This window comes from uncultured Streptomyces sp. (genome assembly GCF_947488945.1).
Taxonomy (GTDB): domain Bacteria; phylum Actinomycetota; class Actinomycetes; order Streptomycetales; family Streptomycetaceae; genus Streptomyces.
Map to the genome: position 1 here is coordinate 118765 of NZ_CANLBS010000009.1, position 26617 is coordinate 145381.

The 26617-nt window shown below is 72.8% G+C and carries 24 protein-coding genes and 1 pseudogene; 15 read left to right on the forward strand and 10 right to left on the reverse strand.

Features of this window, described 5'->3' with window-relative positions:
* Positions 1–3: 3 nt before the first annotated feature.
* From mqnC to Q0994_RS16600, 3 genes are all read right to left on the reverse strand, one after another.
* Positions 4–1203, reverse strand: coding sequence for a cyclic dehypoxanthinyl futalosine synthase (gene mqnC / locus Q0994_RS16590; protein WP_299535135.1), 1200 nt, complete (start codon positions 1201–1203; stop codon positions 4–6).
* A 72-nt stretch (positions 1204–1275) separates the two neighbouring features.
* Positions 1276–3174: a protein kinase domain-containing protein gene (locus tag Q0994_RS16595; protein ID WP_299535138.1), complete on the reverse strand. Its 1899-nt coding sequence runs from the start codon at positions 3172–3174 to the stop codon at positions 1276–1278.
* Positions 3175–3795: 621 nt separating this feature from the next.
* Positions 3796–4674 carry a menaquinone biosynthetic enzyme MqnA/MqnD family protein gene (locus Q0994_RS16600; RefSeq protein WP_299535140.1) on the reverse strand — a complete coding sequence of 293 codons (879 nt, stop codon included), beginning with the start codon at positions 4672–4674 and terminating at the stop codon, positions 3796–3798.
* A 322-nt stretch (positions 4675–4996) separates the two neighbouring features.
* Between Q0994_RS16600 and Q0994_RS16605 the strand changes: the two genes are divergently transcribed.
* The 4 genes from Q0994_RS16605 (at position 4997) to Q0994_RS16620 (ending at position 10010) form a co-directional block, all read left to right on the forward strand.
* Positions 4997–5200: a cold-shock protein gene (locus Q0994_RS16605; RefSeq protein WP_003967102.1), complete on the forward strand. Its 204-nt coding sequence runs from the start codon at positions 4997–4999 to the stop codon at positions 5198–5200.
* Between the two features lie 255 nt (positions 5201–5455).
* A complete protein-coding gene (locus tag Q0994_RS16610) occupies positions 5456–6313 on the forward strand; it encodes a MerR family transcriptional regulator (protein WP_299535187.1) in 858 nt (285 codons plus the stop codon).
* A gap of 369 nt (positions 6314–6682) precedes the next feature.
* On the forward strand, positions 6683–9658 hold the full coding sequence (locus Q0994_RS16615; protein WP_299535190.1) for an AfsR/SARP family transcriptional regulator: 2976 nt from the start codon (positions 6683–6685) through the stop codon (positions 9656–9658).
* Positions 9659–9851: 193 nt separating this feature from the next.
* A complete protein-coding gene (locus tag Q0994_RS16620; RefSeq protein WP_299535192.1) occupies positions 9852–10010 on the forward strand; it encodes a hypothetical protein in 159 nt (52 codons plus the stop codon).
* A gap of 260 nt (positions 10011–10270) precedes the next feature.
* On the opposite strand, the gene Q0994_RS16625 is transcribed toward Q0994_RS16620, so the two are convergent.
* Positions 10271–10828, reverse strand: a complete 558-nt coding sequence (locus Q0994_RS16625; RefSeq protein ID WP_299535194.1) for a hypothetical protein — start codon at positions 10826–10828, stop codon at positions 10271–10273.
* 216 nt (positions 10829–11044) lie between these two features.
* Here Q0994_RS16625 and Q0994_RS16630 point away from each other — a divergent pair, with 216 nt between their 5' ends.
* Entirely contained in the window at positions 11045–11707 is a 663-nt protein-coding gene (locus Q0994_RS16630; protein ID WP_299535197.1) for a hypothetical protein, read from the forward strand.
* A gap of 44 nt (positions 11708–11751) precedes the next feature.
* Here Q0994_RS16630 and Q0994_RS16635 read toward each other — a convergent pair whose 3' ends face one another.
* Positions 11752–14115, reverse strand: a complete 2364-nt coding sequence (locus Q0994_RS16635; protein ID WP_299535199.1) for a serine/threonine-protein kinase — start codon at positions 14113–14115, stop codon at positions 11752–11754.
* Between the two features lie 233 nt (positions 14116–14348).
* Positions 14349–15170 (reverse strand): VOC family protein, encoded by an 822-nt coding sequence (locus Q0994_RS16640; RefSeq protein ID WP_299535202.1) that lies wholly within the window; start codon positions 15168–15170, stop codon positions 14349–14351.
* A gap of 457 nt (positions 15171–15627) precedes the next feature.
* Between Q0994_RS16640 and Q0994_RS16645 the strand changes: the two genes are divergently transcribed.
* The 4 genes from Q0994_RS16645 to Q0994_RS16660 all read left to right on the forward strand — a co-directional run bounded on the left by Q0994_RS16645 (position 15628) and on the right by Q0994_RS16660 (position 18811).
* Positions 15628–16275 (forward strand): TetR family transcriptional regulator, encoded by a 648-nt coding sequence (locus Q0994_RS16645; RefSeq protein ID WP_299535204.1) that lies wholly within the window; start codon positions 15628–15630, stop codon positions 16273–16275.
* Between the two features lie 259 nt (positions 16276–16534).
* Complete coding sequence (locus Q0994_RS16650; protein WP_299535206.1) at positions 16535–17203, forward strand: pyridoxal 5'-phosphate synthase; 669 nt, start codon at positions 16535–16537, stop codon at positions 17201–17203.
* A gap of 96 nt (positions 17204–17299) precedes the next feature.
* Positions 17300–18211, forward strand: a complete 912-nt coding sequence (gene htpX / locus Q0994_RS16655; RefSeq protein WP_299535209.1) for a zinc metalloprotease HtpX — start codon at positions 17300–17302, stop codon at positions 18209–18211.
* A 9-nt stretch (positions 18212–18220) separates the two neighbouring features.
* A complete protein-coding gene (locus Q0994_RS16660; protein WP_299535211.1) occupies positions 18221–18811 on the forward strand; it encodes a PspA-associated protein PspAB in 591 nt (196 codons plus the stop codon).
* A gap of 59 nt (positions 18812–18870) precedes the next feature.
* On the opposite strand, the gene Q0994_RS16665 is transcribed toward Q0994_RS16660, so the two are convergent.
* A complete protein-coding gene (locus Q0994_RS16665; RefSeq protein WP_299535731.1) occupies positions 18871–19110 on the reverse strand; it encodes a DUF397 domain-containing protein in 240 nt (79 codons plus the stop codon).
* 5 nt (positions 19111–19115) lie between these two features.
* Positions 19116–19931: a helix-turn-helix transcriptional regulator gene (locus Q0994_RS16670; RefSeq protein WP_299535213.1), complete on the reverse strand. Its 816-nt coding sequence runs from the start codon at positions 19929–19931 to the stop codon at positions 19116–19118.
* A gap of 82 nt (positions 19932–20013) precedes the next feature.
* On the opposite strand from Q0994_RS16670, the gene Q0994_RS16675 reads away from it, so the two are divergent.
* The 3 genes from Q0994_RS16675 to Q0994_RS16685 all read left to right on the forward strand — a co-directional run bounded on the left by Q0994_RS16675 (position 20014) and on the right by Q0994_RS16685 (position 22603).
* A complete protein-coding gene (locus Q0994_RS16675) occupies positions 20014–20493 on the forward strand; it encodes a hypothetical protein (RefSeq protein ID WP_299535216.1) in 480 nt (159 codons plus the stop codon).
* A 67-nt stretch (positions 20494–20560) separates the two neighbouring features.
* Positions 20561–21739 (forward strand): NAD(P)/FAD-dependent oxidoreductase, encoded by a 1179-nt coding sequence (locus tag Q0994_RS16680; RefSeq protein ID WP_299535218.1) that lies wholly within the window; start codon positions 20561–20563, stop codon positions 21737–21739.
* A gap of 84 nt (positions 21740–21823) precedes the next feature.
* Positions 21824–22603 carry an SMI1/KNR4 family protein gene (locus Q0994_RS16685; RefSeq protein ID WP_299535220.1) on the forward strand — a complete coding sequence of 260 codons (780 nt, stop codon included), beginning with the start codon at positions 21824–21826 and terminating at the stop codon, positions 22601–22603.
* Here Q0994_RS16685 and Q0994_RS16690 read toward each other — a convergent pair.
* Positions 22597–23154, reverse strand: coding sequence for a GNAT family N-acetyltransferase (locus Q0994_RS16690; protein WP_299535222.1), 558 nt, complete (start codon positions 23152–23154; stop codon positions 22597–22599). The two genes, Q0994_RS16685 and Q0994_RS16690, sit on opposite strands and share 7 nt — an antisense overlap.
* Positions 23155–23265: 111 nt before the next feature.
* Here Q0994_RS16690 and Q0994_RS16695 point away from each other — a divergent pair, with 111 nt between their 5' ends.
* Positions 23266–23979 (forward strand): hypothetical protein, encoded by a 714-nt coding sequence (locus Q0994_RS16695; RefSeq protein WP_299535224.1) that lies wholly within the window; start codon positions 23266–23268, stop codon positions 23977–23979.
* Between the two features lie 16 nt (positions 23980–23995).
* Here Q0994_RS16695 and Q0994_RS16700 read toward each other — a convergent pair whose 3' ends face one another.
* Entirely contained in the window at positions 23996–25366 is a 1371-nt protein-coding gene (locus Q0994_RS16700) for an MFS transporter (RefSeq protein WP_299535227.1), read from the reverse strand.
* Positions 25367–25523: 157 nt separating this feature from the next.
* On the opposite strand from Q0994_RS16700, the pseudogene Q0994_RS16705 reads away from it, so the two are divergent.
* Together Q0994_RS16705 and Q0994_RS16710 are read left to right on the forward strand one after the other, a co-directional pair.
* Positions 25524–26068 (forward strand): annotated as a pseudogene (locus Q0994_RS16705) (MOSC domain-containing protein).
* A gap of 69 nt (positions 26069–26137) precedes the next feature.
* The gene (locus Q0994_RS16710; RefSeq protein ID WP_299535229.1) at positions 26138–26518 is read left to right on the forward strand and encodes a hypothetical protein; all 381 of its coding nucleotides are present in this window, start codon (positions 26138–26140) and stop codon (positions 26516–26518) included.
* Positions 26519–26617: the final 99 nt, after the last annotated feature.

The window sequence follows — 26617 nt, forward strand, 5'->3', positions numbered from 1 at the left end:
CCGTCAGTTGGCGTTGAGGAGCTTGAGCTCCGGGTGCGCCGTGCCCCCGTCGAGAGCGGTGGAGGAGATGTGCGAGACGACACGGTCGTCGACCGGGTCGTTCGCCGGGTCGTCGTGCACGACGAGGTGCTCGTAGGTGGTGGCGCGCTGGGCCGGGACGCGGTCCGCCTTGCGGATCAGGTCGATGATCTCCATGCGGTTGGAGCGGTGCTTGGCGCCGGCGGAGGAGACGACGTTCTCCTCCAGCATGATCGAGCCGAGGTCGTCCGCGCCGTAGTGCAGCGAGAGCTGACCGGCTTCCTTGCCCGTGGTGAGCCAGGAACCCTGGATGTGGGCGACGTTGTCGAGGAAGATGCGCGCGATGGCGATCATCCGCAGGTACTCGAAGACCGTGGCCTGCGTCTGGCCCTTGAGCTTGTTGTTCTCGGGCTGGTAGGTGTACGGGATGAAGGCGCGGAAGCCGCCCGTGCGGTCCTGCACGTCGCGGATCATCCGCAGGTGCTCGATCCGCTCGGCGTTGGTCTCGCCGGTGCCCATCAGCATGGTGGAGGTGGACTCGACGCCCAGGCCGTGGGCGATCTCCATGATCTCCAGCCAGCGCTCGCCCGACTCCTTGAGCGGCGCGATCGCCTTGCGCGGCCGGGCCGGCAGGAGTTCGGCGCCCGCACCCGCGAACGAGTCGAGACCGGCGGCGTGGATGCGCGAGACGGCCTCCTCGGCGGAGACGTTCGAGATCCGCGCCATGTGCTCGATCTCGGAGGCGCCGAGCGAGTGGATGACGAGCTGCGGGAACGCCTTCTTGATCGCGGAGAAGTGCTCCTCGTAGTACTCCACGCCGTAGTCCGGGTGGTGGCCGCCCTGGAACATGATCTGGGTGCCGCCGAGCTCGACGGTCTCCGCGCAGCGGCGCAGGATGTCGTCGAGGTCGCGGGACCAGCCCTTGTCGGTGTCCTTCGGAGCCGCGTAGAACGCGCAGAACTTGCACGCCGTGACGCACACGTTGGTGTAGTTGATGTTGCGCTCGATGATGTACGTCGCGATGTGCTCCGTACCGGCGTAACGGCGGCGGCGCGCGGCGTCGGCCGCGGCCCCGAGCGCGTGCAGCGGAGCCGACCGGTAGAGGTCGAGCGCCTCCTCCGCGGAGATCCGCCCGCCTTCGGCGGCGCGGTCGAGGATGGGCTGGAGGTCGGCCTTCTCGGTCACCGGGCTGTCACCTTTCGGCGGTTTCTCTACGGATCCACGGACCGATCCAGACTACGCCCACCCGGCCCGCCGTCAGCGGCCGGACCGGTCCAGCGTGCCGGTGGGCAGTCCGGCGGCCTCCTCGTACGAACGGTAGGCGAGGCTCCCCGCGTCGGTGAGGGTGAACGTCAGGTCGGACTCCGCGCCGGTGCAGAACGGGTTCGCGGAGCTGTCCGCGACCGGCCGGTCGCGGATCTTCAGCACCTTCGCGGTGCTGCCGGGGCGGAGCGTCCCGATGCTCGAACAGGAGATCTCGGAGCCGAGGTACTCGATGGACTGGGTCATCCGGACGACGTCCTCGCCCGTCTTCCCCCCGGTGAAGACGGCGGTGAGCGTGCCGTGCGGGGTTCCGGAGCGTTCGGTGGTCGGACCGGACCAGGTACCGGCGAAGCCGGCGGGCAGCCGGTCCACCGGTTCCGCGCTCCCGGACGGCCCGGCGGTGGGGTCCGGGCCGCCGGTCGCAGCCGGCGGTGAGCCGCTGGGCGCACCGGGTGTCGCGTCGCCGGGCGCCGTCCCGGCCGCGGACGGGTCGCGTGAGGCCGAGGCGGACGGCGGGCCGGCCGCGGTGTCGTTGCCCCGGTCGGAGTCGTCGGCCCCCCAGGGCAGCAGGTCGCCGAGCATCCCCGCGCCGAGGGTGACCACGGCCAGGGCCCCGGCCACCGCGAGCGCGACCGTGCAGCTCACCCGGCGCCCGCCCGTACGGGGTTGCGCGCCGGCGCCGACACTGAGCGAGAAGCCGGGCCGGTGGACACCCGCCCCACCACCGCCGGTCCCGCCGGTCCCACCGGTCCCACCGGTCCCACCGGGCAGGCCACCGGCCGTGGGGGCGGCGTACGGGGGCGCGGCGTGCGTCGGAGGCACGGGCGGCCCGAACACACCGAGCGGCGCCCCGGAGCCACCGGACCCTCCGCCCCGGACGGCGCCGTCCCCGCCGTCCCGCACAACGCCGTCCGGCGCGGCTCCGTCCGGCGGCAGGTCCCGCGCTTCCAGCGAGGCGTTGGTGAACGGCACCGGGCCGGAGAGCACCGGGGGCTCCTGCGGCTCCAGGTCGAGCAGCGCCACCGCCGACGCGCTCACCTCGCGCACCAGCGGGCCGGGCAGCCAGCCGGACTCCACCAGCGCGGCCGCCCCGCCCGGCGCGAGCTCCCGGGCGAGTTCGGCGGGGCCGGGCCGGGCCGCCGGGTCCTTGTCGAGGCAGGCCACGGCGAGCCGGCGGAGCCCGCCCGCCAGGTCTCCGAGTTCGGGCTCCTCGTGGACCACCTTGTAGAGGAGGACGGCGGACGAGTCGCCGGGGAACGGCGCTTCACCGGTGGCCGCGTAGACGAGGACGGCGCCCAGCGAGAAGACGTCCGCCGCCCCGGTGACGTCGTGGCCCCGGATCTGCTCCGGCGCCATGTAGCCGGGCGAACCGACGGAGACCCCGGTGGAGGTGAGGGAGACGGAGGCGCCGAGGGCCCGCGCGATGCCGAAGTCGATCAGGCGGGGTCCGTCCAGGGCCAGCAGGACGTTGGACGGCTTCACGTCCCGGTGCACGATGTCCTGGGCGTGGACCGCGGCGAGCGCCTCGGCGAGACCGGCGCCCAGGGCGCGTACCGCGTGCTCGGGCAGCGCGCCGTGTGCGGGGACCGCCTGGGCCAGCGAAGGGCCCGCCACGTAGCCGGTCGCCACCCACGGCACCCGGGCGTCCGGATCCGCGTCCAGTACGGGCGCGGTCCACCGCGCACCCACGCGCCGGGCGGTCTCCACCTCGCGCCGGAACCGGGCGCGGAACTGCGGGTCCAGGGCGAAATGCGGGTGCACGACCTTGACGGCGACGGTCCGGCCGCCCGCGCTGCGCCCCAGATAGACCCGCCCCATGCCCCCGGCGCCGAGGCGGCCGAGGAGGCGGTAGGCACCGATGGTGCGCGGTTCGCCGGCTTCCAGCGGCTGCATGACGACTCCCCCGTGTACGACCTGCTCACCTCGCACCCTAGGGGCTGGACCGGCGCGTTCACAGGGCGTCCGGGAACGCCGCCGCCGGTCCCGGACCGGGTGGGCCGGCGGCGGACAAAAAGGGGAATGATCCATTCCGGAATGGGGTGCGGGGACCGGTGAAGGGGCGCGGCCACCACCAATGCCCCCCGCTTTCCTCCCGTCGGCTTTCCCACCGGCGCATTCGACGGATGAGGCGGGTGGGGAGGGTTCGACGGATTCAACGGATAGGACGGATTCGACGGGTTCGACGGGTTCGACACATTCGGCGCCGGGACCGCACCCGGCGCCGGATCGCGGCGATATCCCGACCGATATCGGACCGCCCACCGACGTCCGACCGGCAGGAAGGTCCGGGAACGCCGTAACCGCCCGGCGGCGGCCGAAAGGCCTGATCCGGAAAGGAACGGGACGGGGAGAGGAAAGGCTCCGCATTCATCCTCTCCGGGCACACCCGGCCCACCCCCACCCGCCCGGCACACCCCGCCCTCGCAGACCGGCCACTCCGCATCCCGTGCCCGTGTCCGGGGCCCCGAGCCGGCGACCCGCGCCCGCGACCGGCGCCCGCCCAGGCCAGGCGGCTCAGCCGCCGAACAGCTCCACGCGCACGTCGGAGGGGTAGCCCGTGGTCTCACCCGTACGCCGCGCGAACTCCCGCACCCCGGCGAGCTGGTCCTCGCCGAACCGGAAGTCGAGGGTGGTGAAGTAGCGCTCCAGGATCTCGGCGTCGAACGCCTCCCAGCGCGCCGCCTGCTCGGCGACCTTGGTGACCTCCTGGAGGGAGAGGTCGCGGGAGGCCAGGAACGCCTCGTGCACCTTGGCCACCGCGTCCGGCTCGGCGGCCAGGAAGTCCTTGCGGGCGGCCCAGACGGCGAAGACGAACGGCAGGCCCGTCCACTCCTTCCACATCTGGCCCAGGTCGTGGACCTGGAGCCCGAGGCGGGGCGCGTCGTGCAGATTGGCGCGCAGGGCCGCGTCGCCGATGAGTACGGCGGCGTCCGCCTCCTGCATCATCAACCCGAGGTCCGGCGGGCAGGTGTAGTAGTCCGGGTTCACGCCGTACCGCTCGGCGAGCAGGAGCTGCGCCAGCCGGACAGAGGTCCGGGAGGTCGAGCCGAGGGCCACCCGGGCGTGGTCGAGCTGCTCCAGCGGCACCTGCGACACGATCACGCAGGACATGACGGGGCCGTCGCAGCCGACCGCGATGTCGGGGAAGGCGACCAGGTCGTCGGCGTTGCGCAGGTACTCGACGAGGGTGATGGGGCCGATGTCCAGCGTGCCCCGGACCAGCTGCTCGCTGAGCTTCTCCGGGGTGTCCTTCGACAGCTCCAGATCGAGCAGGGTTCCGGTCCGTGCCAGGCCCCAGTAGAGGGGGAGGCAGTTGAGGAACTGGATGTGACCCACACGGGGCCGGGTGCGACGATCGCCGCTTTCGAGGGGGGAGACGGTTGAATTGTCCACATCGCGAGGCTAGACCCGTGCCGTCACCACAGCACCACCGGGGCGACGGCGCGGCACTCCCGGACCACTCGGCCGACCCTCCGCCGAGGGCCTTCCGGAAGCGTCCGACACGCCGTCGGCGGACACCCGTCAAACATTCGAGTGAAGTGATCTTTCCCTCTACCGCTGGCCCGAGACTGCGTGCTAGGCTCGCCCGCAAGTTGCAGTTTGGTTTCCCTTGCAGTACAGAGCCTGCGGAGCATGTAACCCGCAGGCTTTTGTAGTTTTCAGACTTGTATGCAGGTTCTGGAGCAGGGCAACCCTTTGGCCCAAGGAGGGCTTTATGGCTACCGGAACCGTCAAGTGGTTCAACGCTGAAAAGGGCTTCGGCTTCATCGCCCAGGACGGCGGCGGCCCGGATGTCTTCGTTCACTACTCCGCGATCAACGCGTCCGGGTTCCGCTCCCTCGAGGAGAACCAGGTCGTGAACTTCGACGTCACTCAGGGGCCGAAGGGCCCGCAGGCTGAGAACGTCACCCCGGCCTAGTTGCCCGGGTCGGTCGATCGCGGCCGGCAACGCAGTACCCAAGGAGCTCCGCTCCCCCGCCCCGGCGGAGGAGCGGAGCTCCTGCTTTGGCCCCCACCCACCGAGGTCCCGGACGCACCCGGCGCCCCGGAGGCCGCGCCGGGCGACCAGCACCCCGGCACCGCGCCCGGCTCCGGACCCCCGCTCCCGGCCCGCGGCTCCCCGCCTCCGGCTCTTGACCTTGACACGGCGTGAAGCCCTGCACTGGGAGACGTCATGTTCACCATCGGAGAGTTCGCCAGGTACGGCCGGGTGTCGGCGCGCATGCTGCGCCACTACGACGCCGTCGGTCTGCTCCGCCCCGCCCGTACCGACCCCGTCACCGGCTACCGCCACTACGGCGCCGCCCAGCTCGCCCGGCTCAACCGGATCGTCGCCCTGAAGGATCTCGGCTTCACGCTCCAGCAGGTCGGGGCGATCCTGGACGAAGAGGTCGGGCCGGAGGCGCTGCGCGGAATGCTGCGGTCGCGGAGGGCCGAGCTGGAGGAGGCCGCCCGGGAGGCGGCGGACCGGCTGGCGCGGGTCGAGGCGAGGCTCCGGACCATCGAGAGCGAGGGACGCATGTCCACGGACGACGTCATGATCAAGACCATTCCCGCGGTGCGGGTCGCCGAGCTGACCGGGCTCGCGGACGGCTACCGGCCGCAGGACATCACCCCGGTGATCGCGCCGCTGTACGAGCGGCTGTTCCCGCTGCTCGGCACCGCGGGCATCACCCCCACCGGTCCGGGCATCGCCCGGTACGAGGACGCGCCCGACGGGTCGGGCCGCATCGTCGTGCACGCGGGGGTCACCGTCTCGGCGCCCGTCGGGCCGGTGGGCGACTCCGGCGTGACGGTGGTCGGGCTGCCGGCCTTCGAGGCCGCGACCATCATGCACCGCGGCGCGATGGACGGGGTCCTCGCCACGGAGCAGACCCTGGCCCGGTGGCTGGACGCGCACGGCTACCGCGCGGCGGGGTACACCCGCGAGGTCAGTCTGGAGTGCCCCGAGAACCGGGAGGACTGGGTGACCGAGCTCCAGGAACCGGTGGTCCGCGAGCCGGCGGTCCAGGAACCGGGGGTCCGCGGCTGACCCGCCCCCTCCGCCCCGCCAACCGGGCAGACGCTCCGGCCGGCCCCGCCCCCCGGCGGTCCGGCCGGAGCCGCCTCCACCCTCCGCCCCCACCACCCGCCCCCGCACGGCCCGCTCGCCCCATCCGTGACTTACCGTCACCACCCCTCCCCCGCAACCGTGGGAGCGATTGCGCAATCGTTGTCGAAGGCTTGTGCAGAGCGTCACCCCGTGCTGACGGGGCGGCCCGCGACAAGGCAGACTGTTGACGGCGATACCAGCGGTACGGAGCAATCCGGACGCACACCCCCGATCACCGCTGGGGGGCGGGGCGGACGGGTCACGCGCGGACCGGCAGGACCGGGCGGGCGAGCAGGACAGGGGGCATCAATGGACCGCGACGACGGACCTCGTCTGCGCATTCCGGATCAGCGCGCCGCGGAGGAACCGGCGGACGCCGTCGCGCTGTCCTTCGCCGTCCTCGGCCCGGTGCGGGTCCGGCGCGGCACGGAACCGCTGCCTTCCGGTTCGCCGCAGCAGCGGGCCCTGCTGACCGCTCTCCTGCTGCGCGAGGGCCGCACCGCCACCGCCGCCGAACTCATCGACGCCATCTGGGGCGAGGACCCGCCCTCGCAGGCCCTGGCCGCCGTGCGGACGTACGCGTCCCGGCTGCGCAAGGCGCTGGGGCCCGACACCCTGGTCAGCGAGTCCGGCGGCTACGCGATCCGGGTCCCCGGCAACGCTCTCGACGTCGTGGCCGTCCAGGAACTGGCCGCCGGAGCGGAGCGGGCGCGCGCCGGCGGCGACCGCCACCGCGCCCGCGCGCTGACCGCGAAGGCGCTGGGCTTCTGGGACGGCGAGACGCTGGCCTCCGTGCCGGGCCCCTACGCGGAGAACCAGCGCACCCGGCTGGAGGAGTGGCGGCTCCAGCTCACCGAGACCCGGCTCGACCTGGACCTGGAGCTCGGCCGGCACGCGGAGGCCGTCTCCGAACTCACCGCGCTCACCGCCGCCCACCCGCTGCGCGAGCGGCTGCGCGAGCTGTTGATGGTCGCGCTCTACCGCAGCGGCCGGCAGGCCGAGGCGCTCGCCGTGTACGCGGACACCCGCAGGCTGCTCGCCGACGAACTGGGCGTCGACCCGCGTCCCGAACTGGCCCAGCTCCAGCAGCGCATCCTGCGCGCCGACGACGAACTGGCGCACACCGCCGAGGCGAGCGCCGCACCCGCCCCCGCGGTGGTCCGGCCGGCCCAGCTCCCGGCCACGGTGCCCGACTTCACGGGCCGGGCGTCCTTCGTGCGCGACCTCGGGGCACGGCTGGCGACCACCGGGGGCTCGGTCATGGCGGTCTCGGCCCTGGCCGGGATCGGCGGGGTCGGCAAGACGACGCTGGCGGTGCACATCGCGCACCAGGCGCGCCCCCACTTCCCGGACGGCCAGCTCTACGTGGACCTGCAGGGAGCCGGCGGCCACAAGGCGGAGCCCGAGACCGTCCTCGGCTCGTTCCTCCGTGCGCTGGGCACCCCCGACGGCGACATCCCCGAGGGACTGGCCGAGCGGTCCGCGCTGTACCGCTCGACGCTGGACGGCCGCCGGGTCCTCGTGCTGCTGGACAACGCCCACGACACCGCCCAGGTGCGGCCGTTGCTGCCGGGTACCGCCGGGTGTGCGGCGCTGGTGACCAGCCGGGTGCGCATGGTCGACCTGGCGGGCGCCCACCTGGTGGACCTGGACGTGATGTCCCCGGAGGAGGCGTTGCAGCTCTTCACCCGGATCGTCGGCGAGGAGCGGGTGGCCGCGGAACGGGACGCGGCCCTGGACGTGGTCGCCGCCTGCGGGTTCCTGCCGTTGGCCATCCGGATCGCCGCCTCCCGGCTGGCCTCCCGCCGCACCTGGACGGTCTCGGTGCTGGCCGCGAAGCTCGCCGACGAGCGCCGCCGGCTGGACGAGCTGCAGGCGGGCGACCTCGCCGTGAAGGCCACCTTCGAGCTGGGTTACGGCCAGTTGGAGCCGGCGCAGGCCCGCGCGTTCCGGCTGCTGGGCCTCGCGGACGGCCCGGACATCTCCCTGGCGGCTGCCGCCGCCGTCCTCGACCTGGAGGAGCACGACGCGGAGGACGTCCTGGAGTCCCTGGTCGACACCTCCCTCCTGGAGTCGGCCGCCCCCGGCCGCTACCGCTACCACGACCTCGTGCGCCTCTACGCGCGTGCGTGCGCCGAACGCGACGAACAGCCGCCGGGAGAGCGGGAAGCCGCCCTGTCCCGGCTGCTGGACTTCTACCTGGCGACGGCCGCCGGGGTGTACGCGCTGGAACGGCCGGGGGAGCGCGTCCTCGACCACTTCACCCGCACCTCGTATCCGGGACTGTCGTTCACGGCCAGGGAGCACGCCCTCGACTGGCTGTTCTCCGAGTCGAGCGCGCTGCTCGCGTGCGCCCGGCAGTCGGCCGCGGGCGGCATGCCCCGGCGGGCCGCCGACCTGTTGATGGCGGTGGTCGACCTGGGCGAATCGGGCGCGAACTCCTACCAGTTCGCAGCCGCGGCGAAGGCCGTCAGCGAAGCGGCCCGGACCGTGGGCGAGGCCCTGGCCGAAGCACGGGCGCGCACCATGCTGTCCCACGTCCACAGCGTCTCCGGCCGGTTCGCCGAGGCCGACGCGGAGGCCCGCCGGGCCCACGGTCTCGGCCGGCGGGCCGACGACCCGGTGTCGCTGGGGCAGGCCCCCAACCAGCGGGGCATCATCGCCCTGTACGAGAACCGCCACGACGACGCCGAAGCCCATCTGACGCAGGCCATGGAGGCGTTCCGCGAGGACGGCAACAAGCCGGGCGAGGCGGCGGCCCTCTGCAACCTCTCACGGGTGCACCTCGCGGTCGGCCGCACCACGAGCGCGGTGGCTCTGGCCCAGCGCGGGGTGGCCATGTACGAGGCCGACACGACCGGTCTCGCCCTTCGCCTGGCCAACGGCAAGTACGCCCTCGGGCTCGCCCTGACCGGGGCGGGGCAGGCCGTCCGCGCCCGGAAGGTCCTGCTGGAGGCGCTGACCGTGTTCCGCGACAGCCGCCAGCACCTGTGGCACGGCATGACGCTCTTCCGGCTCGCCGAACTCCACCTGGCGGAGCGGGAGGCGGCGCAGGCGGCCACCCACGCGGAGCAGGCTCTCGTCGTCCTGCGGGGCATCGGCGGCGACTGGCGCCGGGCCAACGTCCTGACGGTGCTGGGCCAGGCCCTGTGGTCCGTCGGGCAGTCGGACCGGGCGCGTGTCTGCTGGCGGGAGGCCCTGACCGTCTTCGACGACCTCGGTTCCACGGAGTCGGCGACCGTGCGGGCCCTGCTCGAACCGGCGGCGGCCGGCCAACCGTCCTGACGGCGTTCAGCGTTCGTTTATCGCGGCGCGTCACTCTCTACCCATCGAGCCGTCGCGTCGGGGGGCACACGGATCGATCTGCGGTCCCGCAGCTAGGGTGAGCGGTCCGCAAGGCCCGTCCGGCAGTCCACGGGGGAACAGCCGGGCGGGCCCGACGCACTCAGGTCCATCGACACTTCAGGAGTTGAATCCCATGGCTTCGAACAAGGACGAGCTCAAGCCCGCGGACGCGCACGCCACGGGCGAGGAGATCACGACCCTGGACGCGCACGCCACCAGCGAGCCGCTGGTCACGGCCAAGGTCACCGCCAAGCCGGCCGACGCGCACGCCACCACCGAGCCGGTCAACTAACCACCGCCAGGGGGAACGGGGGAAGCGGGGGAACGGGGGGAACGGGGGACGGCCCCGGCGGCGCGGAGGGGATGCCGCCGCGGCCGGAGCACCACGCGCAGGCACGGCCGGGGGGCCGTGCCTGCGTCCGTGTGCGGGCCGCCTCGCGCAGGCCGCCCACGCAGGAGCGGGCCGTCCCCCGGGGGGACGGCCCGCTCCTGCGATGCCGTGCGACCGCGATGCCGTGCGGCCGTGATGCTGTGCGGCTGTGCGGCCGTGTGTCAGACGAGGGTCTCGGCGGTGACGCGGCACCGCTTGACGCGGGCCACCTTGCCGGGGCTGTCCATGCGGACCGTGACCCGGTCGGTCTCGTCGTAGTCGAGTTCGGTGGTGACCTCGGCGGTGTCCACGGTGGTGCCACGCGCGTCGACGAAGGTCACCTCGATCTCGTACGTCTGCGTGCCCAGCTCCGTCGACGTGATCTCGACGACCGAGGACGTCACGGCCTTGCGCTTGCCCTTGCGGGGCTGGGCGCAGCTGATCACGCGGACCACGGGTGCGTCGGAGGCCGTCGCCGAGGGGGTGGCCGTCGCGTACGTGTCCGTCGTGGTGTCCGTGTAGTCGTCATCGTCGTCGTAGTCGTGGTTGCTCTTCTTCGAGCTGGAGCAACCGCCGCCCCCCGAGCTTCCGCCGCTCTTGCTCTTGCTCTTGCTGCCGCTGCTACTGCTGCTCTTGCCACTGCTCTTGCTCTTGCCGCCGTGGCTCGACGTCGAGAACCCGGTGAGCGCGAGCACCACCACGGCGAGCAGCGCGGCCATCTTCATGTGTTGCCGCATCATCGACGCAGCCCCCCTTGTCGTGTGGACTTCTCTTCGTGCCGTTCCGGCTTGTCCGCCCCGGCCCTCCAGCATGACGGCTCACGCGCTTCAGTGGGTCATGACCCTGTCACAGCGTGGTCATGATCTGTGTGGCGGGGACGATCGGCCGCGCGTAGCGTCGGGCGCGAGCGCGACGCGCACCGCCGCGCATGCGCGCCGATGCGCAGGAGGCCGGCGATGATCCGCACCGTTCTCGGCTCCGCCGTCGCTCTCGCCGGAGCGGCGGTCGCCGTGCTGAGCCCCTTCCGTGACTGGTACGGCGGCCGCCTCGGGCGCTCCTACCGCGTGCGGGACCTGTTCGGCGACCTCACCCCGGACCGTCCCCCGCTGCTGATGTCGCTGCTGCTGCCCTTCGTCCTGGCGGCCGTGCTCGCGGTGCTCGGTGTGCTGCTGCGCCAGCGCCTGCTGGTCGCGCTCGCGGGCCTGGTCGCGCTCGGATTCACCGTCCTGTGGATGGTGCGCCTGGGACAGGCCGAGGGCGGTCTGATCATCGCGGGCGACGGTTCGGGGCTCGGCCGGGGCGTCGCGGGCGCGGCCGGCGGCGGGGTGCTGCTCCTGCTGGGCGCGGTGCTGATGCCCGGCCGCCGGAGCATCCGCCGCAGACGACCGCCGCCTTACACGGCGCCGGGATCCGCCCACCCGGACACGTGGCCGCCCACCCCCGAACCGGGCCCGGCCCACATCACCTCGCCGTGGCCCGAGCCGGAGCCGGAGCCGTACACGGGGCCCCCGTCCACCGACCGACGGGCGGCCCGGGGCGGTGAGGAGGACACCCTGTCGCTCCCGACCGTCGCCCCCTCCGAGGACCGCCCCCGCGGCGACGGCACCCCCGACGCCTGAGAACGCCCGTGCCCGACCGGGGCGTGCGCGTGGGCGTGCGTGCGCTACGACCGGGGCCGGTTGCCCGTGCCGGTGCCCTTGACGGCGTCCAGCGCGTACACGCACCGGTCCTTGCTGCAGGCGTAGACGACACCGGCCCTGGCGACCGGGGAGCCGGTGATCTCGCCGCCGGTGGCGAGCTTCCAGCGCAGGGTGCCGCCGGCCGCGTCGAGGGTGTACAGGACGTGGTCGGCCGAGCCGAAGTGGACCCGTCCGTCGGCGACGACCGGGGCGCCCACCACGTCGCCGCCGGCGGCGAAGCGCCACTTGGGCGTGCCGGTCACCGCGTCGAGCGTGTAGAGCGCGCTGCCGCTGCCGACGTGCACGTTCCCGGCGGTCACCAGCACCGGTTCGACGGAGTGGCGGGCCTCGGTGGCGATCCGCCAGCGGTCCTTGCCGGTGGCCGCGTCCAGGGCGTAGACCGTGCCGAGGTAGTCGGCGAGGTACACCCCGCCGCCCGCCACCGCGGAGCCCGGAGCGAACGCGGGCGGCGACAGGAAGACGGCCGGGGACTCGAAGTGCCAGCGGACGTGGCCGGAGGCGATGTCCACGGCGAGGACCCGGGTGCCGGCGGCCACGTACACCCGGCCGTCGGGGGCGGGCGCCAGCCGGACGGGGACGCCGCCGCAGGAGGCCGCGTCCCCGATCGGGTAGGACCAGCGCTCGGCGCCGGTACGCGCGTCGAGCGCCCGCAGCCGGGCGTCCTGCCAGACGTAGACCGTGGAGCCGTGGAGCGCCGGGCCGGCCTCCGGCGTCTCGAAGTCGGCCTGGGCGCCGGTGAGTTCCCACAGCTTCTCGCCGGTGCCCGCCTCCCACGCCTGCACCCCGCCGCCCCGGGTCGCGGTGAGCACCGTGCCCCGCTCGGCCTGGAGCGAGTACACCCACGCGTCGGTCCGCACCCGCCAGAGTTCGGCGCCGCCGGTGGCGTCCAGGGCGTACAGCGACGGGCCGTCGGAGGCGTGGATGCGGCCCCCGTCGACCGCCATCGCCCACGCCACGTCGCGGGTCTTGAACTGCCGGCGGCCGTTGCCGACGTCGAGCGCGTGGATCTCGAACGACGTCACGTACAGCAGGTCGCCGTCGACGATCGGGGTCCCCCACACGTCGTTGGACATCCGGAACCGCCAGGGGCGCCAGCGGCCGGAGGCCCCGTCCGGGGCGGGCGCGGGGGCCGGGACGGGGGCGGGCGGGGCGAGGGCTGCGGCGGTGTGTCCGCCGGGGGCGCGGACCCAGCCGGTGGCGGGCGCCGGGTGCGCGGCGGCGGCGCCGCGGCCCTCGGCGGCGCGGGGGCCGGGGCCGATCGGCACCTTGGCACCGATCAGCCGGACCGGGCCGCCGTCGGAGAGCGGCACGGCGACGGGCGAGGTTGCGGGCAGTTCGTCGGTGGACCGGCCCGGCCCCGGACCCGCGACCAGCGGCGGGCGGCTGGGCGGCGGCGGGGCCACCACCTGCGGCGCGGCCGGCGCGGTCGTCCGGCCGCCGCCCCGGCGGGTCTCGATCATGGCGGTGGCGCTGCCCGGCAGCCACGCCGACGCGGTGCCGCTGTCGTCGCTGCCGGAACCGAAAAGGTGCGGGGCGAGCTGCGCCTGGAGGTCGGCGGGGGACGGCCTGCGGCCGGCTTCCATCTGCATGCAGGACTCGATCAGCGGCCGCAGGTCGTCCGGCAGCCCTTCGGTGTCCGGTCCTTCGCGCAGCAGCATGAAGACGGTCTCGACCGGGTTGGCGCCGTGGAAGGGGGCGTGGCCGGTCGCGGCGAAGACGAGCGTCGAGCCCAGCGAGAAGATGTCGCTGGCCCCGGTGACGCTGCGGGAGTCGCGCGCCTGCTCCGGGGACATGTACGCGGGAGTGCCGACGGCCACATTGGTCATCGTCAGGCGGGTGTTGGAGACGCCCGAGGCGATCCCGAAGTCGATGACCCGGGGCCCGTCCTCCACGACGAGGACGTTGGACGGCTTCAGGTCGCGGTGGACGAGTCCGGCACCGTGGATGGACTGGAGGGCCTCGGCGATGCCGGCGGCCAGCCACCGCACGGCCTGGGTGGGCAGCGGCCCGCACTCGTTCACTATCTCTTCGAGCGAGGGCGCGGGCACGTAGGCGGTGGCCAGCCACGGCACGGCGGCGCGCGGGTCGGCGTCGACCACGGCGGCGGTGTAGAACCCGCTGACCGCGCGGGCGGCCTCCACCTCGCGGGTGAAGCGGACGCGGAAGAGCTGGTCCTCGGCGAGTTCCGTGCGGACCGTCTTGATCGCGACCCGCCGGCCGGATGCCGAACGCGCGAGATAGACCAGTCCCATGCCGCCGGCCCCGAGCCGTCCCAGCACCTCGAACGGGCCGATCCGCCGCGGGTCGTGCTGCGTGAGCTGCTCCACTTGTGCCACCTCCCCGTACGGGCCCCCGGAATGCGGAGGCCCGCGATCTACCGCCCCGTGCGGCGTCACACCACCGGGCGCCACCTGGCGGTGCGCCCCCCGATTCTTCCTGGCCCGGGCTCAGGTGGCGAACCCGGGGGCGGATCGGAGTGTCCCGTGCTACTCCGGCTGTTACCGGACATCCGTGCGGCGCGGGCCGTCCGGCCACTGACGGACCGCCGGGCGTCGCCCCGTCAGTCGTGGCCGGGCAGCGCCCCGGCGGGCTGGAGGACGGCGAACAGAGCCCCCTGGTCGTCCTGGAGGACCGCCATCCGCCCGTAGGGGATGTCGAAGGGCTCCTCGATGACGCGGCCGCCGAGCCGCAGGGTGTCCCGCGCGGTCGCGTCGCAGTCGGCGACGGCGAAGTAGACGAGGAAGTGGCTCGGCATCATGGCGGGAAAGGCGTCGGTGATGACACTGCGTCCGCCGATCGCGGTGTCCGGGCCGGGTTCGGTGCCCGCCGGGGACCACATCCGGAAGCCGATGCCGGTCTCGGAAGCGCTGGTCTCGCCGCTGGAGGCGTCGTCCAGGTCCGTGCCGTGGAAGCCGAACACCGCCGCGTAGAAGGGGTCGACGCGTTCCGGGTCGCGGGTGTGGACCTCGGTCCAGCAGAAGGATCCGGGCTCGTTCTGCTTCTCGAAGCCGGCCCGCCGGCCGGGCTGCCAGAGGCCGAAGACGGCTCCGCCGGGGTCCACGGCCAGGGCGACCGTGCCCGCGTCCCCCGCGTGCACGGGATCGGTGATGATCTGTCCGCCCGCCGCGCGGACGGCGGCGACCGAGGCCCGGACGTCCTCGGTGGAGAAGTACACGCCCCACGTCGTGGGCATCCGCCCGTCCCGCTTGGCGGCGAGCGCCGCGACCAGGGAGCCGTCCTCGGCGTACGCGTCCGCGAAGGGCATTCCGTCGCCCGCGTGGAAGGTCCAGCCGAAGAGTCCGCCGTAGAACCGCTTGCCCGCTTCGAGGTCCGCGAGCTGGACGTCCACCCAGCAGGGCGCGGAGTGCGCGAATGCCGTCATGGGGCCGGTCCTTCCTCCCCCTCCTCCTCCGCCAACGTAACGGCCCGTTGCTCCGGCCGCCCCCCGGCGGCGGGCGGCCTTCACCGGTCGGGCGCGAGTGTGGGTACACGCGCGCGACCGGTGAAGGCCGGGCCCGGCCTTTACCGGTCGACAGAAGTTGTCCACCGAAGTTATCCACAGGCTGTTAATAACATCATCGCTTTCACGGCCCCTCCACCCGCCCCCGTCCGCCCCTCGCGCCGCTTCCGACCCGACGGCGCCCCCACGATGGCCCTCCGCGGGATTCCACGACCCCGCGCCCGAGCCCTGTGGAGAACCTTCACCGGGCCCTCCCGGTCCGCCCCGATCGCTGCCCGAACCTGGCCGGAAAGCGTCTACACACCCCACCGATACCGGGACATTCCCCATTTGCAGTCGGCCAAATCGCGCTCATCTCACCCGTCGGTAAGCTGACGGCATGACAGGACAAGTACGCACCGTTGACGGCCGCGTGGCCGGTCGACGCGGTCAGGCGACGCGGCAGAAGCTGCTCGACTGCCTCAGCGAGATGCTCAGCTCCTCGCCGTACCGGGACGTCAAAGTCATCGACGTCGCCCGGAAGGCCGGGACTTCACCCGCGACTTTCTACCAGTACTTCCCCGACGTCGAGGGAGCGGTACTCGAAGTCGCCGACGAGTTGGCCAAGGAGGGCACCGGGCTGACCGAACTGGTCGAGGGCCGCTCCTGGGTCGGTCGCGCCGGATGGCAGACGGCCGAGGAACTGGTGGATGGTTTCTTCGACTTCTGGCGCCGCAACGACGCGATTCTCCGCGTCATCGACCTCGCCGCGGCCGAAGGCGACAAGCGGTTCAACAAGATCCGTGTGAAGATCCTGAGTTCCGTGACCGGCTCCCTCACCGAAGCCGTCAAGGGCCTCCAGTCCAAGGGCAAGGTCGACAAGGACGTCAGTCCCGCCGCGGTGGCGAACTGCCTGGTGGCGATGCTGGCCGAGGTCGCCTCGCACCAGAAGGGATTCGCGGGCACCGGCGTCAAGCAGGCCGAACTCAAGCCCAGCCTGGCCCTGTTGGTGCACCTCGGAGTCACCGGCAAGAAGCCGACGAGGTAGCCGCCGCAGCAGCCCTCCCCCGCACGGATCTCCGCACGGGCGCGCGTCGCGCCTCCGGACGCCCCGACTCATCCTGTCTCACCGACGGCGGGCCACATCCAGCATGTGGCCCGCCGTCGGTGCGTCCGCCGGTCCCGGCGGCGGCGGTACGGGCAGACGCACCGACGGCGGGCACCATGCTCCCAGCCCCGGTCCGGTCGGCCCGGCCCGGAATGTCGGACAGCCCCTCGGACCCCCGCCGGGTGCTGCAATGGGCCGCATGAACGAGGACCGCAGCGACTTTCTCCGTAGGCTCCACGCCCAGCGCGTCTGGGACGTCGAACTGCCCGCCTTCGACCCCGGCGCCGCCCCGGCCGAGCCCCTCGCGCTCTTCCGGTCGTGGTTCGCGGAGGCCGTCGACGCCGGCCAGACCGAGCCGCACACCATGACCCTGGCGACCGTCGACGCCTACGGCCACCCCGACGTGCGCACCCTGATGCTGCACGACGCGGACGAAGTCGGCTGGCACTTCGGAACCCATGTGACCAGCGCGAAGGGCCACCAGCTCGCCGCCCACCCGCACGGCGCACTCAACTTCTACTGGCCGGCACAGGGGCGCCAGGTCCGGGTGCGCGGCCCCGTCACCCTCCGGAGCGCGGCGGAGAGCCTGGCCGACCTGCACGCCCACTCGACCGGAGCGCTCGCCTCCGCGCTGGTGGGACGCCAGAGCGAGGTGCTGGACTCGTACGACGACCTGGTCCGGGAATTCGAGGCCGCCTGGGAGCGGGCACGCGCGGAGCCGGAGGCGGACGCCCCGAGCTGGCGGCTGTACGTCGTCACCCCGCGTGAGGTGGAGTTCTTCCAGGGTGAGGCCCGCCGCCGCCACGTACGGCTCCGCTACCGACGGCCCGGCGACGGCCCCTGGACGCGCGAGCTGCTCCGGCCGTGACCCCGCGGGCCCCCGCATGGGGAGGGCCACACATCTTTGCCCGGTTTCCACGGGAAAGGAGCAGTATGGGAGACAGGCGAGCTGCTGGAGGCCCCCATGGCACGACCTCGTTCCCGTTACGCCCCGGACCGTGGGCTGACCACCCGCATGGTGAGCACCATGTTCTTCATCGGTCTGCTCTACGTGGTCGTCGTCGGGGTACTGGTGGCCGCCCTCCGGGGGTCGTGGCCGGTGATCCTGGTCATCACCGGGGGGATGTTCGTCGCCCAGTTCTGGTTCAGCGACCGGATCGCCGCGTACGGCATGGGGGCGCGCGAGGTCACTCCGCAGGAGGCGCCGGAGCTGCACGGCGCGATCGACCGGATCTGCGCCCTCGCGGACATGCGCAAACCCCGGGTCGCCATCGCCACCAGTGACGTGCCCAACGCGTTCGCCACCGGCCGGAACGAGAAGACGGCGCTGGTCTGCGCCACCACCGGGCTGCTGCGGAGACTGGAGCCGGACGAGCTGGAGGGGGTCCTCGCGCACGAGATGTCCCACGTCGCCCATCGGGACGTCGCCGTGATGACGATCGCCTCGTTCCTGGGGGTGCTGGCGGGCATCGTCACCCGGGTGGCCCTGTGGGGCGGCTTCGCGCGCAACAACCGCGGCAACGACCCGGCGGGCGTCATCCTCATGCTGATCCCACTGATCAGCGCGGTGGTCTACGCGATCAGCTTCCTGCTCACCCGGCTGCTGTCCCGCTACCGCGAACTGTCCGCCGACCGCACCGCCGCCCTCCTCACCGGCCGGCCGTCCTCGCTCGCCTCGGCCCTCACGAAGGTGAGCGGGCAGATGGCCCGCATACCCACCCAGGATCTGCGGAAGGCCGAGCCGTACAACGCGTTCTACTTCGTCCCCGCCTTCTCCTCCGGGGAGAGCATCGGCCGACTCTTCTCCTCGCATCCGCCGCTGGACCAGCGTCTGGACCAGCTCGCCCGCATCTCCGCCGATCTGTCCCGCCCGTAAGGAGGGCCCGTGGGCCTGTTCGACGCGATCCTCGGCCGCAGCAAGCCGGTGCGCCCCGACCTCGACCAGCTCTTCGCCGTGCCGTCCGCCGCGCTCACCCTCCAAGCAGGCACCGGTTTCCGCCCGACCGGCCGGGGCTCGGTCTGTTTCGCGGGGGTCGAGGGCGGGAGCTTCGCACGGCTCCAGGAGGACGTGCGCGAGCTGCTGGACGCGGACACCGGCCGGGGCGGGGTGCCGGTGGAGTTCAGCCAGGACCGCTACGGCTACACCTGGCTGCTCGCCACCCAGCCGCCGGACGACCTCGCTGCCCTGGTCAACGACCTGCACGCGGTGAACACCCTGCTCCAGGACGGCGGCTACGGCCCCCACCTGCTGTGCTCCCTGATCGGCTTCGAGGACCCCGGGCACGGGCACCGGCCGCTGGCCCTGGTCTACCTGTACAAGCGCGGCACCTTCTACCCCTTCGCCCCCGCCCCCGGCGGCGGCGAGAAGCGCGACAACCCGCTCGAACTCCAGGTCCGCGCCACCCTCGGCGACGACCTCCGCGTGGAGAAGGACCTGTCCCGCTGGTTCCCGGTGTGGGGGGCTCCGGGGTTGTGAGGGGCGCGGCGGCCGTCGGTGCGTGGCGTGCGGTGGGTGCGACGGCGCGCTGTACGGGGTCAGACGGCGGGAGCGGCGCTCACGAACGCGGCCCACGCGGCGGGAGCGACGGAGAACGTCGGACCGTCGGTGACCTTGGAGTCACGCACATGCACCGCGTGCGCACAGGAGGCCACCTCGACACAGGCGCCACCCTCGTTGTTGCTGTGGCTGGACTTGTGCCAGGCGTATGCGACTTCGACGCAGGCCTCGCCCTCGTTGTTGCTGTAACTGGACTTGAACCAGGCCAGTCCCGACATGCCGTTCATAGCTGCTCCGCCTTCTTCTCGATGAGCTCCGCCGATTCCCAGGGGGTGAGCGCCTGGGCCCGCAGAATGCCGAAGAGGTCGAACAGGTCAGCGACCTGCTCGGGCTTGGAGATCAACTTACCGCCGCCCTGCGCCTCGACGTACACCAGACTGCGGCCTTCCGCCGTACTCATCAACTGCATCGGCCCGTTCAGCCCCGCGTGGGTGTGCTGGTGGGACGGCATGACTTGGACCGTGAGGTGGTTCATCCGCCGGGTGCAGTCGAGCAGATGGAGAAGTTGATCCTTGAGCACGGTGGTGCCGCCGAGGGTCTTCTCCAGCACCGACTCCTCGATGACGTACCCGACGTACGGCGGGGGCGTACGGCTCAGCACCGCTTGCCTCTCCAGTCGCGCCTCGACATGCCGCACGATCTCGTCCTCGGTGTACGCCGGTTTCCGGGAGCGGTAGAGGGCGTAGGCGTACCCCTCCGTCTGGAGAAGTCCCGGAAACAGCATGGTCTCGTAGGCGCTGATGACCCGGGCCTGGCGTTCGAGCCGCGCCCAGTCCAGGAACTTGGCCGGGTACTTCTCCTCGTCGACCAGCTCCTTGCACGCGCACAGCGCTCCCCCGGCGTCGAAGACGCGATCGGCCGTCCCCAAGAACTCCAGCGACGGAATCCGCTCCGCCCGTTCGTACGCGCCCATGAGCGATTCGGAGATCAACAGCCGGTCCGCCGCCGCCTTCTGGGTCAGGCCGGCGCGGGTCCGGTGGATCTTGATCAGCTCGCCCACGAGCCGCAGCACCTGCGAGGGCTCCCCACTCGTCGCCACCGCTACCACCGCCTTCCCACAACATCCGATGTGGACCGTGTTCCGCTGGTCACGCTACGCATCGGGGGGAATCCTCGTCGTCATGACGAGGAAAAGAATCCCCGAATGGGTGCCGGTGGCCGGTCTGCAACTACGCCTGTCCGGAATCCACTTCGACGCCATCCGGCTGCGCGGGGTGCGGGGCGAGGCGGTCTTCCAGCACCTGGTGACCCTCACGGACGGTGAACCGGGGCCGGTGGTGCGGGAGATCGCGGGCGGCCGGTGGACGTACTTCCTGATCCCGCCGGGCGAGAGCGCGGACTACGCCTGGCCGCCCGGCGCGACGTGCTTCGGACCGTCCGCCCGCGACCTGTACGTGGGGATTCCCGCCCCGGAGGGCAACACCTACCCGCTGACCTGGCGCTGCGGAGCGCCGGGGGTCGGGGAGTTCGTGGATGCGGAACTGCTGCACGGGCTGGTGACGGCCCAGTTGGCACCGTACGCCGAGGAGGTCGCGCCGCCCGACCTCGCGGCCCTGCGGGACCACGCGGGGCCCGGAGCGCCAAGTCCCCTCCACCCGTGATCAATTCGCAACGGATTCCGTTTCCCGCCGAGACCCACCGCCGTCGTACGCCGTTACGCTCCGAAACATGTCCGACATCACCCCCACCGCCGGTGGTTCCGCCGATCCTGCCCTGTATCGCACGGAGGACCGGCCCGTGTACGTGGTCGGCGGCGGGCCGGGCGGGCTGGCCGCCGCAGCCGCGCTGCGGCAGCGCGGGGTGCGGGCGGTGGTGCTGGAGAAGTCGGAGCACGTCGGGGCCTCGTGGCGTCGGCATTACGACCGGCTGCATCTGCATACGACCCGGCGCTGGTCGGCGCTTCCCGGGCTGCCGATACCGCGCAGGTTCGGGCGGTGGGTGGCCCGCGCGGACGTGGTGCGGTACCTGGAGAAGTACGTCGAACACCACGAGCTGGAAGTGATCACGGGCGTGGAGGTGTCCCGGATCGAGCGGGCCGCCGACGGCACCGGCTGGCAGCTCCGGGCCAACGGCGGCCGGGTGCTGACGGGCCGTGCGGTCGTGGTCGCCACCGGGTTCAACCACACCCCGAAGCTGCCGGACTGGCCGGGGCGCGAGACGTACGCGGGGAAGCTCGTGCACGCCGCGGAGTACCGCGACGCGGAGCCGTACCGGGGCAAGGACGTGCTGGTCGTCGGGGTCGGGAACACCGGCGCGGAGATCGCCGTGGACCTGGTGGAGGGCGGCGCGGGCCGGGTGAGGATCGCGGTGCGCACCGCCCCGCACATCGTCCGGCGGTCGACGGCGGGCTGGCCCGCCCAGGCGACCGGCATCCTCGTGCGGCGGCTGCCGGTGCGGCTGGTGGACCGGGCCGGGGCGCTGATGGCGAAGGTGGCCGTGCCCGATCTGTCCGCGCAGGGGCTGCCGCGGCCGTCCACCGGGCTGTACTCGCGGGTGAAGGAAGGCGCGATCCCGGTCCAGGACGTGGGGTTGATCGCCGCCGTGAAGTCGGGCCTGGTGGAGCCGACGGCAGCGGTGGAGTCGTTCGACGGGGAGAGCGTGGTGCTGGCGGACGGTTCGCGGATCACCCCGGAGGCGGTCGTAGCCGCCACCGGGTACGAGCGCCGGCTCGAAGGGCTCGTCGGCCACCTCGGCGTGCTCGACGCCCGCGGCCGTCCGGTCGTCCACGGTGCGCGGACGCCGGAACAGGCGCCGGGCCTCTACTTCACCGGGTTCACCAACCCGATCAGCGGGATGTTCCGCGAAATGGCCCTGGACGCGCAGAAGATCGCGAAGCGGATCGGCTGAGCCGGCCGGGCGTCGCCGACCGCCCGCCCGGCACGCGTCCGGGTGTACCGGAGCGATGTCACAGGCGCGGTCTACGGTCGGGGCATGACCGACGACTCAGTGGCGACGTTCGACGCGGCATGGAACCGGTTCACCGGCTGGATGGCCGCGCACGTCCCCATCGATCTCGCGGCGCTGCGACCGGCCGCCACCGCCGAGGAGATCACCGATCTCGAAACGCGGCTCGGCTTTCCCCTCCATCCGCACCTGAAGGCACTGCTGGGGCGGCACGACGGCGTGATCCCCCACCCCGAGCCGCAGCATCACTACGCCGGGGCGTTCCTTCCGCTGAGCCACCGGCTGCTTGGAACCGAGGCCATCGCCACCGCGCAGGAGCATCTGGCGAACGGCCTCGGAGAGGCCGTCGCCGTGCTTTCGTGCGGGGACGACCTCTACGACCACGCACATCAGTGGGTGCCCTTCGCCCGCCCCAACGACGGGGGCACTGCCTTCATCGATCACCGGCCGGGTCCGACGTACGGGCACGTGTACGAGATGGGGCTCGGGTCCGGCGCCACCGAGGCCACGGGCTGGGCCGTCGACCTGGCCGGCCTGTTCGACGCTCTCGCCACGAGCCTGGAGTCGGACACGCCTTTCGTCGGCTGGTGGCCCGAGCCGCTGGAGCTTCGTTCCGGGCACACCTGCCTGGGCTGGGACCACTCCGCCCGTCCGGTGGGCAGCGGCTGGCCGGCGCCGCGCACGCCCGTTCCGGCGGTCCGGCCCGCTCGGCACGAAAACCGCAAGCTCGGACGACTGCTCGGCACGCTCAAGCCGGACGGCCGCCGTAGCCCCGGGGAAGGACCGCAGGGGCCGGTGCGTCAGTGACCGCCGGTGGGGGGCTGATTCCCGAACTCGTGGGCGAGCAGGCTGAACAGGACGACGTCCTGGTGACGCCCGGCGACGTAGACATGCTCGCGGAGGCGGCCCTCCTCCACGAAGCCGAGGCCGCGGTGGAAGGCGAGGGACGCTTCGTTGTCCGCGAGGACCCGTACGCCGCAGCGGTGGAAGCGCCGCTCGGCGAACATGTAGCGGAGCAGCATCCCCACCGCCTCCCGCGCGTACCCCTTGCGCCGGTGGTCGGCGCCGAGGGAGATGCCGTACTCGAACCAGCCCTCACGCGCGTTCGCGTGGTGGGGGCCGAGCGTGCCGACCGGTTCACCGGTGTCGAGCGCCTCGATCACCAGTCGGAAGCAGTCGCCCTCGGACTTCTCGGCCGCCAGCTCCTTCGCCCGCGCCCGGTGGCTCTCGGCCGAACGGGGCGGCAGCAGCAGGTCCCCCCGTCGCTCCTCCTCCACGGCGAAGCGCATCAGCGCCCCGGCGTCTTCGGGCTCGACGGCGCGCAGGCGTATCCGTTCCCCGGTCCAGAATGAGGTCATCCGGCATTCGATCACGGCGCCGGGGCGCGGGCGAGGGGTTTTCGCGGGCATGGGACCGGTCGAAAGCGGTTCCCGGATGAGGCGTGCACCATCCGGCTAGGGTGCCGAGGCATGACCGAGAGAGACGAACTTACGCCGTTGACGCGGTTGTTGGCCGACCTGACCGATCCGGTCCACGGCGCCCCGCCGCTCCACAGCGGCGCTGCCGTCAGACCTGAGCTCCTTCGGCTCCTCGCGCCCCGGCTCGGTCTGCTCCCGGCCGATGTCTTCACCCTCGCCGGACTCGACGTGCCCGAGGACCTGGCCCCGGCGGACCCGGCCGCCGGCAGTCTGCTGCCCCAACTCGTCCGCGCCGCCCTCGATCTGCCTTCGCAGCGGCGTGAGGCGTTGCGGGCCTTCGTGGAGGCGCTGCCCGCGACGGGCGTCACCCGCCCGGCCCGCCTGTCACCGGTGTACGCGAGGGGTGGTTCCGGCCCGGGCTCTCTCCTCATGAGTCTCGCGGACAACCGGAACCTCGGGTGGACAGCGACCGCGAAGACGTTCCTCCTCCTCACCGGCAGGTACTGGGCCGCCTCCAGCTACGGCGGCGTGAGCCAGGGGCGCGTACCGGTCACGCCCGAGTTGCTCATCGACTTCGCCGTCGTGCTGGGTGTTCCCGCCACCGATCTCTCCCTGGCGACCGGTGTACCGCTGCCCGGGACCGTCCCGCCGCCCCCACCCGCGACATCCGGTGTCGCGGGACTCGTGCAGGACGTGCGACGGCTCGACAGGGAGGAACTGCGGCGGGTCGTCGAGCACGCGCGGTCCCTGGCTCAGCGGCGGTAGCCGATGCCGGCCCCCGTCACCCGGTCGGCACCCGCGCCCCCTCCGTCGCGACCTTCCGCCGGATGACCAGGGCCATCAGGGCGGCCGCCGCGCACAGAGCCCCGGAGGCGTACCAGACCGGGTCGTAGGAGCCGAAGGCGTCGCGGGCCACGCCGCCGAGGAAGGCGACCAGTGCGGCGCCGACCTGGTGGGAGGCGAGGACCCAGCCGAAGACGATGGCGCTGTCCTGGCCGTACTGCTCGCGGCACAGGGCGATGGTGGGCGGCACGGTGGCGACCCAGTCCAGACCGTAGAAGACGATGAAGAAGACCATCGGCGGGTGGACGGTCGGCAGCATCAGCATGGGCAGGAAGAGCAGCGAGATCCCGCGCAGGGCGTAGTAGACGGCGAGCAGGCGGCGGGGTTCGAAGCGGTCGGTGAGCCAGCCCGAGAAGACCGTGCCGATCACGTCGAACACCCCGATGACCGCCAGCAGGGACGCGGCCGTGGTGATCTGCATGCCGTGGTCGTGGGCGGACGGCACGAAGTGGGTGCGGATCAGGCCGTTGGTGGAGGCGCCGCAGATCGCGAACGTGCCGGCCAGCAGCCAGAACGGGCCGGTGCGGGCCGCGTCGAACAGGACGCGTACCGCCCGGCCGGCCGCACCCCGGGCGGGGGCCGGCTTCTCCACGTACGCGCCGCCGTACGGGGCGAGGCCCACGTCGGCGGGGTGGTCGCGCATCAGCAGGCAGACGAAGGGCACCACCACCAGCGCGGCCAGGGCCACGGTGACCGAGGCGGGACGCCAGCCGTGGTGTTCGACGATCCACGCGCACAGCGGCAGGAAGACGAGCTGGCCGGAGGCCCCGGCGGCGGTCAGGATGCCGGTGACCAGGCCCCGCCGGGCGGTGAACCAGCGGTCGGTGACGGTCGCGGAGAAGGCCATGGCCATGGAGCCGGTACCGAGCCCCACCAACAGGCCCCAGTAGAGCATCAGTTGCCAGCTCGCGGTCATCCAGACGCTGGCGAGCGCGCCGAGGGCCACCATGGACAGGGCGACGGCCACCACCCGCCGGATGCCGAACCGGTCCATCAGGGCGGCGGCGAACGGCGCGGTGAGGCCGTAGAGCGCCATGTCGATCGAGACGGCGAAGCCGATCTCGCCCCGCGACCAGCCGAACTCGTCCTGCAACGGGTCCATGAGGAGGCCGGGCAGCGAGTTGAAGGCGGCCCCGCCGATGATCGTCACGAAGGTGACGGCGGCGACGATCCAGGCCCGGTGGACACGGAATCGGGAGGTACGGGCCTTCGGCAGCGCGGCAGTGAGGCCGTCGGCGGCGGGGGTCGCGGGCCCGTGCTCGTCGTCCCGGGCGGCGCTCTCGGTTGTCTGGGTCACGTTCCTCAGCATCGGGCGCGGCGGGGAAGGCGACGAGTGGCCGGATGGCCATGGTTCGCAAGGATCGGGCCACAGGGAGGGCGGCCGGGTTCCCCGCCCCGGCCCAGGGGTGCGGCCGACCGTCTACGCTCGGCCCTGTCGGCGGACGGACGAGGACGGGGCGGGGGCCATGGGCGCGCGGGTGACGGCGGTCAGCAGCATGGGGACGTACGCGTTCACCAAACCGAACCGGGAGAGCGTCACGCTGCTCGCCGGGCTCGGGGTGGAGGGGGACGTGCACGCGGGCGAGAAGATCAAGCACCGGTTCCGCATGACCTACGAACCGGACCTGCCCAACCTCCGCCAGGTCCACCTGATGCACGAGGAGTTGTTCGACGAGCTGAACGGCAAGGGCTTCGCCGTGTCGGCCGGACAACTCGGCGAGAACATCACCACCGCGGTCTCGACCTGCTGTCGCTGCCGACCGGCGCCCTGCTGCACCTCGGCCCGGAGGCCGTCGTGGAGGTGACTGGTCTGCGCAACCCGTGCGCGCAGCTCGACGCCTTCCAGCAGGGGCTGCTGAAGGAGATGTTCGCCATCGACGCGGAGACCGGGGAGTTCACCTTCAAGGCCGGGATCATGAGCGTGGTCCGGCAGGGCGGTGTGGTCCGCCCCGGCGACACCGTCGACGTCGTCCTGCCCGTGGGGCCGCACCGCCCGATGGAGCGTGTGTGACCGGGGTTCCCCGTCGCCCACGCGCCGCCTGCCCGTCCACGCACCATCTTTCCGGAACGAGGAATGCGCATGTACTGGTCCGTACGCCAGGAGTTCGACCGCGCCGCGGGCCGGGCGGTGGGCTGGGGCATCGGGCTGCTGGCCGTGTCCGCGGTGCTGCTCGGCTGGTTCGGCTTCCTGCTGCTGACGCCGTTCACCGCCACCGAGTACCAGGACGAGGTGGAGTGCGACGCCCCGGTCTCGGACACCTACGCCGGCAACACCCGGTCGCTCTGCCACGGCGAGCGGGACTGGCCCGAGTTGGTGGGGATACTCGCCCTCGCGGTGCCCACCACCGCCGCGGGCACCGCGCTCTGGGCGGTCGGCAGCTCGCGGAAGCGGACCACCGACCATGTGCTGCGGCTGCTGGAACTCCAGGAGTCCGAGCAGCGCGACCGCACCGGCTCCTGAGCCGCGGGGTGCGGGGAAGGGGAGCGGCGCCCCAGGGCTTTCCCCTCGCAGCAGGGACGTGGACCGGTTCGTGGTCCGTGCCACTGGTCGATTTCCGGG

What these genes read in the sequence shown, in the direction of transcription:
- Q0994_RS16685 (WP_299535220.1), top strand. Translation starts at nt 21,824, where the DNA reads ATGACCGACGACTCAGTGGCGACGTTCGACGCGGCATGGAACCGGTTC.
- Q0994_RS16620 (WP_299535192.1), top strand. Translation starts at nt 9,852, where the DNA reads ATGGCTTCGAACAAGGACGAGCTCAAGCCCGCGGACGCGCACGCCACG.
- Q0994_RS16625 (WP_299535194.1), bottom strand. Translation starts at nt 10,828, where the DNA reads ATGATGCGGCAACACATGAAGATGGCCGCGCTGCTCGCCGTGGTGGTG.
- Q0994_RS16665 (WP_299535731.1), bottom strand. Translation starts at nt 19,110, where the DNA reads ATGTCGGGACTGGCCTGGTTCAAGTCCAGTTACAGCAACAACGAGGGC.
- Q0994_RS16710 (WP_299535229.1), top strand. Translation starts at nt 26,138, where the DNA reads ATGTACTGGTCCGTACGCCAGGAGTTCGACCGCGCCGCGGGCCGGGCG.
- Q0994_RS16695 (WP_299535224.1), top strand. Translation starts at nt 23,266, where the DNA reads ATGACCGAGAGAGACGAACTTACGCCGTTGACGCGGTTGTTGGCCGAC.
- Q0994_RS16700 (WP_299535227.1), bottom strand. Translation starts at nt 25,366, where the DNA reads ATGCTGAGGAACGTGACCCAGACAACCGAGAGCGCCGCCCGGGACGAC.
- Q0994_RS16605 (WP_003967102.1), top strand. Translation starts at nt 4,997, where the DNA reads ATGGCTACCGGAACCGTCAAGTGGTTCAACGCTGAAAAGGGCTTCGGC.
- htpX (WP_299535209.1), top strand. Translation starts at nt 17,300, where the DNA reads ATGGCACGACCTCGTTCCCGTTACGCCCCGGACCGTGGGCTGACCACC.
- Q0994_RS16640 (WP_299535202.1), bottom strand. Translation starts at nt 15,170, where the DNA reads ATGACGGCATTCGCGCACTCCGCGCCCTGCTGGGTGGACGTCCAGCTC.
- Q0994_RS16615 (WP_299535190.1), top strand. Translation starts at nt 6,683, where the DNA reads ATGGACCGCGACGACGGACCTCGTCTGCGCATTCCGGATCAGCGCGCC.
- Q0994_RS16680 (WP_299535218.1), top strand. Translation starts at nt 20,561, where the DNA reads ATGTCCGACATCACCCCCACCGCCGGTGGTTCCGCCGATCCTGCCCTG.
- Q0994_RS16610 (WP_299535187.1), top strand. Translation starts at nt 5,456, where the DNA reads ATGTTCACCATCGGAGAGTTCGCCAGGTACGGCCGGGTGTCGGCGCGC.
- Q0994_RS16645 (WP_299535204.1), top strand. Translation starts at nt 15,628, where the DNA reads ATGACAGGACAAGTACGCACCGTTGACGGCCGCGTGGCCGGTCGACGC.
- Q0994_RS16675 (WP_299535216.1), top strand. Translation starts at nt 20,014, where the DNA reads ATGACGAGGAAAAGAATCCCCGAATGGGTGCCGGTGGCCGGTCTGCAA.
- Q0994_RS16650 (WP_299535206.1), top strand. Translation starts at nt 16,535, where the DNA reads ATGAACGAGGACCGCAGCGACTTTCTCCGTAGGCTCCACGCCCAGCGC.
- Q0994_RS16690 (WP_299535222.1), bottom strand. Translation starts at nt 23,154, where the DNA reads ATGACCTCATTCTGGACCGGGGAACGGATACGCCTGCGCGCCGTCGAG.
- Q0994_RS16630 (WP_299535197.1), top strand. Translation starts at nt 11,045, where the DNA reads ATGATCCGCACCGTTCTCGGCTCCGCCGTCGCTCTCGCCGGAGCGGCG.
- Q0994_RS16595 (WP_299535138.1), bottom strand. Translation starts at nt 3,174, where the DNA reads ATGCAGCCGCTGGAAGCCGGCGAACCGCGCACCATCGGTGCCTACCGC.